Genomic DNA, 9,082 nt, shown 5'->3' with positions numbered 1-9,082 from the left:
AATACATCAATATACTTACACAGAGAAAATTATTTAGGATTGCTCTAGATATAGAAAATCATTTAGGATTGCTATAGTGGGCAGTTGATCGTTGATGGTTGTCATTAATCATAAATTTCTCAACGTCTCCCCGTCTCCCCATCTCCCGTCTCCGTCGCTCGATCGCCCTAAATTGAAATAATTCTTTACAATAAAAAAGTAACAATCCAATTAACTTTGACAAAATCCCTTGAAAATGCCTGTAAACCTACTTTCTCCAACCACAGCCTCCACGCAAACACCGACACTCGACTTTGACATAGCCATCGTCGGAGGCGGCATAGTCGGGGCCACCTTAGCCAGCGCCTTAAAAGATTCTGGATTAAAAATCGCAATAATTGAAACCCAACTCCCCGCCGCCGCCGCAGCCAAAAAACAAGCCTATGCAATCACCCTGCTATCAGGAATGATCTTAGAAGGTATCGGCGTGTGGCAGCAAATCTTGCCGCAAATCACCACCTTCGAGCAAATTAGCCTCTGCGACGGCGACTATCCCGGTGTTGTGGAATTCCACCGCCCGGATTTGGGAAATACTGGTAAATTGCCGGTACCAAAAGCAGCTTTAGGTTACGTTGGCGAACACGGAGTCATGCTATCAGCTTTGCAAGAATGTTTGGCAAAAAACCCGAATTTTAGTTGGGTTTGTCCGGCGGAAGTTATCGAGGTAAAATATTTAACCGATTGCGCGGAAATAGAAGTTAAACAAAACGGCGAAACTCGGACAATACGCACCAAATTATTAGTCGCCGCCGACGGTTCGCGATCGCGCATCCGCACCGAAGCCAACATCAGCACTCGCGGCTGGAAATACTGGCAATCCTGCGTTGCTATCACTATTAAAGCAGAAAAACCGCACAATGATATCGCTTTTGAGCGCTTTTGGCCGAGCGGCCCGATGGGAGTTTTACCATTACCTGGGAACCGCTGTCAAGTAGTTTGGACAGCACCCCACGCGGAAGCTAAAGCTTTGCAACAAATGGATGAAACAGAGTTTTTGACTTTGTTGGAACAGCGCACGGGCGGGCTTTTAGGGCGTTTGGAATTGGAGAGCGATCGCTTTTTGTTTCCCGTGCAGTTAATGCAGAGCGATCGCTACGTTTTGCCCAGATTAGCATTAATTGGCGACGCGGCCCACTGCTGCCATCCCGTCGGCGGCCAGGGATTGAATATGGGCATTCGAGACGCTGGGGCGATCGCCCAAATCTTGCAGCAAGCGCACCAAAGAGGCGAAGACATCGGCGATTTGCGAGTATTGAAACGGTATGACAACTGGCGCAAAAAAGAGAATTTAATCGTGTTAGGATTTACCGATTTTCTAGACAGATTATTTTCTAATACTTGGCTGCCAATTGTAGCATTTCGCCGCTTTGGATTGTGGTGTTTGCGGACAATTCCCCCAGTGAGGTTTTTAGCTTTGCGCTTGATGACTGGCTTGATGGGGCGGCCGCCGGAATTAGCGAAAAATTAGAAGAAACCGGGTTTTTTCCTATGTTGCTTGCACTCTAGCGGTGTTGCCACAACCGCCAGGGGTTTCAACCCCTGGCTAATAGCGAAAGTCGGTTGAAACCGACTGAAAATCCGAGATAAAAATGAAAAACTCTTTAGTCCTCTTCAGAGGACTTTCGCTATGAGACAGGGGTTTCAACCCCTGGCGGACTATCGGGCTAACCGAGGTTTCTCGCCACTCGCACCATCAAAGAAACCGGGTTTTTTCCTCAATCTTTGCAATGTTACGAAGTTGGTCGCAAAAACGCGATACAATGATCTACTAAGCTCAAACCCAGCCCTGACGGCAATAGAAAAACTATGCAGCCCGAACAAGAACAAGAAATTCTCAACCTGCGCGATCGCCAATTAACGCCCAAACAAATTGCCCGAAAGTTAGGATTGAAAGCATCCGAAGTCAGTACCTTTCTTCAATCTCATGCAGAACAAACAGCCCTCGCTAGCGCCGAAAAAGGAGAGTTATTGCCCGTTGCTCAATGTCTCGTGGATGTAAATTTTGCGAAGGTTTTGTTGGGGAATGAAACCTCTGAAACGAGCGGTTTGGGTTTAGTGGTGGTGACTCGTTCCAAGGGATACAATCGTTTTGTTACAGCCTCTTATTTGATCGACTACTGGTGTTTGGGAGTTAAGGATGCCATGCCGCCACGTAACTGCAACGATAGCCAATATAAAAATTTCGTTCAGCTTTGTTACTCGCAGTTTATGCAAGAGTACGAGGAGATTAGTTTAGAGCAAGCACAAGCCCTGGTTTGGGGTGCGATCGCCTATGCCAAAACATTAGGCTTTGAACCGCATCGCGATTTCGAGCAGTCGAAGGCTCATTTAGGAGAATCAACCAGCGAAATTGGCTTGAAATTCGGTCGCAATGGAAAACCTTGTTATATTGAAGGGCCTCACGATAATACAAGGAAAATTATCAATACGCTTAAAAACTCTGTGGGAGAGGGTAATTTCGATTACTTGTTCGGGATGGGGTAGAAATTGATACGGGGGAGCGTCAACCGCCAAACCACCAATCATGGTAAAATAAACATCGGTGTTACTGACAACTCCCCACAATGGAAGAAACCCGCGCCCAAGCTTATCTGCAATTGGTTAATGCCCTCCTGAATTGCCCCAACGGAGACGAACCGCAAATATTACAGGATAACTCAGAATTACTGGATCGCGGATTTCTGCAAGCTTGTGAGTTAGTAGCAGAAAACTTGACCCAACAAGGACAGGAAAATGCAGCTAGTTTCTTGCGAAATCTCGCCAGTCAGGTAGGGCAATTCTTGGATGGGAAGGATGAGGGAGATAGCGATAACTCTGAAGGTGAAGATTCCCAAGAATATGCAAAGTTTCTCCTAGAATTATTGCAAGCAGAAGAAAGCTATAGCGGTGTTGCAGTAATTTACCCCATGCTGGCTCAACGGCAACATCTCCTCAATGCCCGTTTTGCCGAGATTTTACAGCAAGTGGCTACTCATTTAATTGCCGAACATCCAGAAGCAATTGAGTCAATTCTCCCCTACATTGCAAATTTGAGTATTGATATTAGTGAATTTCCTCTGGGGAAAAGAGCGAATAATATTGAAATTGCGATCGCAGGTTATCAAATAGTTTTAAACAATCGCCAACCGGGGAGCGAAAAATGGGCGCAAACCCAAAATAATCTGGGACTTGCCTACCATTCCAGAATCAGGGGAGAGAAAGCAGAGAATCTGGAACTGGCAATCGCATCTTACTCGGCGGGATTAGAAGTCCTTACCCGTCATGCCTCTCCCCAAGAATGGGCCCAGATACAAAATAATCTGGCCAATGCCTACAGTGACAGAATCAGGGGAGAGAAAGCACAGAATATCGAAAGGGCAATCGCATTTTACAATGGTGCATTAAAAATCCTCACCTGTGAAGTCTTTCCCGAATATTGGGCCCAGACGCAAAATAATTTGGCGACTGCCTACTATTCCAGAATCAGGGGAGAGAAAGCACAGAATATTGAACAGGCGATCGCATTTTACAATGGTGCATTATCCGTCCGCACCCGCGAAGCCTTTCCCCAAGATTGGGCGATCACGCAAAATAATCTGGCAACTGCCTACTTATACAGAATCAGGGGAGAGAAAGCAGAGAATATCGAAAGGGCGATCGCATTTTACAATAGTGTATTATCCGTCCGCACCCGCGAAGCCTTTCCCCAAGATTGGGCAACGACGCAAAATAATCTGGCAATTGCCTACTTTGACAGAATCAGGGGAGAGAAATCACAGAATATCGAACAGGCGATCGCATTTTACAATGGTGCATTATCCGTCCGCACCCGCGAAGCCTTTCCCGAATATTGGGCCCAGACGCAAAACAATCTGGGAAATGCCTACTTTGACAGAATCAGGGGAGAGAAAGCACAGAATATTGAACAGGCGATCGCATTTTACAATAGTGTATTATCCGTCCACACCCGCGAAGCCTTTCCCCAAGGTTGGGCAACGACGCAAAATAATCTGGGACTTGCCTACTTATACAGAATCAGGGGAGAGAAAGCCCAGAATATCGAACAGGCGATCGCATTTTACAATGGTGTATTATCCGTCCACACCCGCGAAGCCTTTCCCGAATATTGGGCAACGACGCAAAATAATCTGGGACTTGCCTACAGTAACAGAATCAACGGTTCGCGCGCGGAAAATCTGGGGCGAGCGATCCTTTGTTACCGAGATGCACTTTCAATTTTTACCCGCGAGGCTTTTCCGCAAGACTATGCTAAAACCTTATTTAATTTAGGGAGGGTCTATCGAAAAGTTCCCAACTTGCAGCTAGCTCACAATACTTTTGCCGCCGCCATTGATACAGTAGAATTCCTGCGGGGTGAGATTCAATCGGGGGATGAAACTAAACAGAAATTAGCGGAAGAATGGAATAGAGTCTACCTAAATATGGTGGAAGTTTGCCTAAAGCTAAAAAACTACACCGAAGCCATAGAATACGCCGAACGCAGCAAAGCCCGCAACTTAGTCGAACTCATCGCCACCCGCGACTTATACCCCAAAGGCGATATTCCCGAAATCGTTATCAACGAACTCTCACGCCTGCGTCGAGAAATTGATGCCGAACAGCGCCGACTAGACAACCAGCAGACAAATCGTAACAGCAACGGCGGCACAATATCGGGAGAACGCAGCCTCCAAATCGACAGCCTACAAACTACCAGCCGCGATTCTACCAATCTCACCCAATTGCGGCAACAACTCGACGAACTGCTCGTCCGTGACATCCAACCCATCGACCCCGACTTCCTGCTCACTCAAGAAGTTAAAGGCATCCTCTACAGCGATATTCAAGCCCTCACAGCAGAAAACACTGCTATCGTTGAGTGGTACATCCTGGACGACAAATTCCTCACATTCATCATCACTTCTCAATCACCAACTCCTATAGTCTGGCAATCTTCAAAAGCCGACTTTCAAGCCTTGCTAAACTGCGACGAATATCTCATAGATTACCAACAAGAGGATAAAACCGAATGGCGGGAAAATTTAGCCCCTCGCCTCCAAAGCCTATCTGAAATATTGCATCTCAATGAGATTCTGGAAAGAGTACCGCAACACTGCAAACAACTAATTTTAATTCCCCACCGTTTCCTGCACCTTTTCCCCCTTCACGCCTTGCCAGTTAGCCATGAAACCTGGCAGCGATTTAACGAAGAAACCCAGTCTCCTGAACCCACTAATCCTTGCTTGCTAGATTGCTTCAAACAAGGTGTCCGCTATTCTCCCAGTTGCCAACTGCTGCAACAGGCACAAAGGCGAAAACGCCCCAATTTCACTCACCTATTTGCCGTCCAAAACCCCACCAATGACCTGCAATTTACAGACTTAGAAGTGCCAGCGATTAGTCAGCATTTCCACCCCAAAGATATCCTCGTCAAAAATGATGCCAAAAAATCGGTCATAGATGACAGCCGCCTCCGCATCGCCCACTGCGCCCATTTTAGCTGTCACGGCTATTTTAACTTTCAACAACCTTTGCGATCGGCCTTACAGCTAGCCGACAGCGAATTACCCCCGCCTCCCCCAGAAGAAAACCCCACTCGCTATCTACCCTTACGAAATGGCCAAACCCTCGACCTCACCAAATGCCTCACCTTAGCAGACATCTTTGCCCTCGACTTCCGAGAATGCCGCCTAGTTGTACTCTCCGCCTGCGAAACAGGCATTAGCGACTTTAGCAGCATCAGCGACGAATATATCAGCTTACCTAGCGGTTTCCTGGTAGCCGGCAGTTCCAGTGTCGTGCCGACGCTGTGGGCCGTCAGCGATTTGTCTACCTCATTTTTGATGATAAAATTTTATCAGCTTCTCAAAGCCGGGTTAAGCGTCTCCCTTGCCCTTAACTCTGCTCAACTTTGGCTGCGGGATGCGACTAAAGAAGACTTGCAGGCATGGACAAGCAAACTTCCCTTGAATCCCACGCAAAAACATATACAGTTACCTGCATTATTTAATAAGATGGAAGCTAACGCTAAACCTTTTCAATCACCTTACCATTGGGCTGCTTTCTGTGCAGTAGGTAAATAGGAGTCTATAAATGTCATTTGCTGAAGACAACATTAGAGCATTTCAACAGTTGATTACTACCGAGCCTCTATTATTTTCTAAATACGAGGCTGAATTACACCAGCTAGGTGCTACTCTGTCCGATGATATCGAGGAAATATCTGATGCTGTCTCAAATTGGTGTGCTTGTGAAAGTCGCCCTCAAATACTTGAGGCTTTGATAAAGTTGCATGGTGATCTTGATAAGAATCGCCTGCCAGGAACAACCACCCTGAAAGCTCCACCACCGCCTCCACCTCCCAAAGTCTTCAGAGAAACGCTATTAAATGCCATCCAAGAAAGTTTTCCCAACAAGTCAAAATAGCACTCAGGACTTAGGTGATGAACAATCCTGAATTGATAGGCAAACTTGCCAACCCCAAACTAACGCTGTTTGCCTTTCATTTGTGCAACAATCTTGCAAAAGGCGATAAACAACCTGTAGACAAAGCAGATCATTTATGGCAGAAATGCGCTGCTTTGGGACACCTGCTGCAAACAAATCCGCAGCTCGATTTTTTACCCGAAAAGCTGAACAATCGAAACAGCCAAAATAGCCAACCGAGCGACTATCTTGAACTTTACGAGTCAAATGGCAATAGAGTTGTGTCATTTGAAACTGTTAGCCAACCGGATCGACTGCCCCTGAAAGGCGGAATTTACCCGCTGCAACTCCACGATACTTACGCCCTTGACTTCACGCTACTTTCTCCCAATTCAACAGTAGAAATCAACCAACTCAGCAATCTAAACTTTCAAGGCTGTCTGCTACCTCGCGAAATCCAAGCGTCACTGGGACAAACCCTAGTATTATTTGCCAAACCTGTTGATTTTGCTGGCAATCATCAAGATTTAGCAGAAGATTGTGTAGACGCTTTGTTTCAAGATTCAGAGCTTAAACAGCCAAAACCCTATTTAGTCGGTGAGGGAAAACTTCTAGGTAGTCCCATTTTTGAATTTGACAATAGTCAAGAAGATCCGAGATTAAAGTGTCATATCCTAGTCTGGTTAGATACTGATGAAAAAACTTCAGAGATAGAAGCATCCGGCAATTATTACCGTCCGCTGCTCAATTTGTTATGCTGCCGCAGTAAAATTCTTTATGTTTATCACCAAGCGTATCTTTGCAACAAGGAAGCGAGAAAACTGTACAGTCAATTAGAGGAAAAAGTAGAAGAATTTAGCCGTTTGAAATCAGATAGAAAGGAGCGTCTGGAACAACTAGAGGGCTGGCTGACTGAACTCCCCCAAATCGGGTTAAATTATGCGCGGTATTTGCGAGATATAGAACTGCACCGGATTACGATTGAAACGAATGTTGTAAACTATAGTTCTTGGCTCAAAAAACTTGGCGATTGCAGCGTAAAAGAAATCGATAACTTAGATTTTGTACAAGAATTTATTAAGGGTAGTTGCAAGACTTTTCGGCAACAGATTAAACTGAATATGAGTTATCTTACCGCAGGAAAGGAATTGTTTCAACAAATGATTGAAACTATCCGGGGTATTGTGGAAGTTGATGCTCAAAAACAACAGGTAAAGTACGAGAAAAATGAGAATAATCGCGATCGCAATTTACAAATTACCATAGCCGTTGTCGGTGTGGGTATAGGCGTTGCGGGGGTTGTTTCCAGCAGCTACACCTTGGCTGTAGACAAACCTTGGGGTTTCCCCTCTTTTCAGCATCCTCTGCTGTCGCCTCATCCCTTCTTTATTGCCATTATAGTTAGTTGCTTAGGTGGTGGAGTCTTGGGAGGGGTTGCTTGGCTGATTGCTCGTAAAGTGCTAAAATCATCATCCGATAGGCAAAGTGTATCTGGTTCCCAAAGTCAACCAGTTAATCCTGTTTTGCAGGAAGCGGAAGAAGTGCGATCGACCAGAGATACAGAAGTTCGATAAGATAGAATTAGGTTCGCCACTGATTAAGCCAGCGGACTTGCCCTTTCCAGTCAGCAGCTTGTGTTTCTGAAAGCAGGCGATCGAGCGAAGCAATTAGACTAGATAATGTCCAACTGTTTTGAGCAGCCAAAATGATGCCACCATGTTCGGGATAACGCTGAGGTAAAACCTGAAAATCCCGGATATTAAACGTAAAAATACACCGCCCTCGCGCTGTTGCTTCTAGCAATTGAGCCTCATCGCTAGCATCTAAAGCCATCCACTCATTCGGTGTCCGAGTGACATCGTGACTGCGAGATAAAAGGGCGGCTTGCAAAGCTTTAATAGAGGTATCGGCATCTAGATGCAATAGCGGTTTAGACATTAGCAGCTTCGATAATTTGCTCAGCGGCAATAGATGCGTCTATTTCTTGATAGTGAGCCGCATAAAAAGCGAGAACAGCGTTCACTTGAACTTCACTTAAGTCATACTCAGTGGCAATTTGGTTTGGAGAAAAACCCCATTTCTGCGCTGCGATGACTACTGTTTGCACCCGCAACCGAGTGCCGCGCAAAACGGGAACGAGTTCGCCGCTAGCGCCGCGCACATAGGTGATTTCAGGAAAAGCCGGATCGTCATTCCGCTGGTTGAGGGTAGCGACTTTTTCGGCTACAGCCCAGAGGATAAACTGATCGAAGGAAATGCCTTGGAGTGTTGCCAATTTTTCAGCTTCTTGCTGTAACTGAACGGGTAAGTTTAAGGCGTAGGATGTCATTGATATAACTTCGGTTTGCTAAGAGAATTGCAGATGGGCGGTAGTTTAGTTTGAGAGTTTCTCAATTCTTAAAATCTTGGAAAAACTTTAGCTTCTATGTTAGCGCAATATCTCTAGGAGATGTTCGGTGATTATTCAGAGTCCATACCTACTGATAAAAAAGCCGATCGCCCTTTCCCTAAAAACACCAAAGGGCGATCGACTTTTTACCTCAATTAATCTCGACTTACGCACTAGGGCGTAGGTACAGTATTAGAACTTGACAAAAGTAGGAAAGCATGATAAGTGAATTTAGGAGCTTGTTAAATC

The 9,082-nt window shown here is 45.7% G+C and carries 7 protein-coding genes; 5 read left to right on the top strand and 2 right to left on the bottom strand.

Annotated features, from left to right (window positions below; genetic code table 11):
* Positions 1-235 precede the first annotated feature (235 nt).
* The 5 genes from QUA36_RS30035 (at position 236) to QUA36_RS30015 (ending at position 8,018) form a co-directional block, all read left to right on the top strand.
* Entirely contained in the window at positions 236-1,507 is a 1,272-nt protein-coding gene (locus QUA36_RS30035; RefSeq protein ID WP_333460020.1) for an FAD-dependent hydroxylase, read from the top strand.
* A gap of 338 nt (positions 1,508-1,845) precedes the next feature.
* Positions 1,846-2,523 carry a DNA-binding response regulator gene (locus QUA36_RS30030; protein ID WP_333460019.1) on the top strand — a complete coding sequence of 226 codons (678 nt, stop codon included), beginning with the start codon at positions 1,846-1,848 and terminating at the stop codon, positions 2,521-2,523.
* An 80-nt stretch (positions 2,524-2,603) separates the two neighbouring features.
* Positions 2,604-6,101 carry a CHAT domain-containing protein gene (locus QUA36_RS30025; RefSeq protein WP_333460018.1) on the top strand — a complete coding sequence of 1,166 codons (3,498 nt, stop codon included), beginning with the start codon at positions 2,604-2,606 and terminating at the stop codon, positions 6,099-6,101.
* 10 nt (positions 6,102-6,111) lie between these two features.
* Positions 6,112-6,444 carry a hypothetical protein gene (locus tag QUA36_RS30020; protein ID WP_333455387.1) on the top strand — a complete coding sequence of 111 codons (333 nt, stop codon included), beginning with the start codon at positions 6,112-6,114 and terminating at the stop codon, positions 6,442-6,444.
* A gap of 17 nt (positions 6,445-6,461) precedes the next feature.
* The gene (locus QUA36_RS30015; protein ID WP_333460017.1) at positions 6,462-8,018 is read left to right on the top strand and encodes a hypothetical protein; all 1,557 of its coding nucleotides are present in this window, start codon (positions 6,462-6,464) and stop codon (positions 8,016-8,018) included.
* 7 nt (positions 8,019-8,025) lie between these two features.
* Here QUA36_RS30015 and QUA36_RS30010 read toward each other — a convergent pair whose 3' ends face one another.
* Together QUA36_RS30010 and QUA36_RS30005 are read right to left on the bottom strand one after the other, a co-directional pair.
* Positions 8,026-8,382 (bottom strand): DUF5615 family PIN-like protein, encoded by a 357-nt coding sequence (locus tag QUA36_RS30010; RefSeq protein WP_333460016.1) that lies wholly within the window; start codon positions 8,380-8,382, stop codon positions 8,026-8,028.
* A complete protein-coding gene (locus QUA36_RS30005; RefSeq protein ID WP_333460015.1) occupies positions 8,375-8,773 on the bottom strand; it encodes a DUF433 domain-containing protein in 399 nt (132 codons plus the stop codon). Before QUA36_RS30005 ends, QUA36_RS30010 begins: the two co-directional genes overlap by 8 nt.
* Between the last annotated feature and the right edge of the window lie 309 nt (positions 8,774-9,082).

The sequence above is a fragment of the Microcoleus sp. Pol10D4 genome (genome assembly GCF_036701555.1).
Lineage (GTDB): Bacteria > Cyanobacteriota > Cyanobacteriia > Cyanobacteriales > Microcoleaceae > Microcoleus.
Note: the sequence above shows the minus strand (reverse complement) of the source record. Positions and strands in the feature narration are given on the sequence as shown.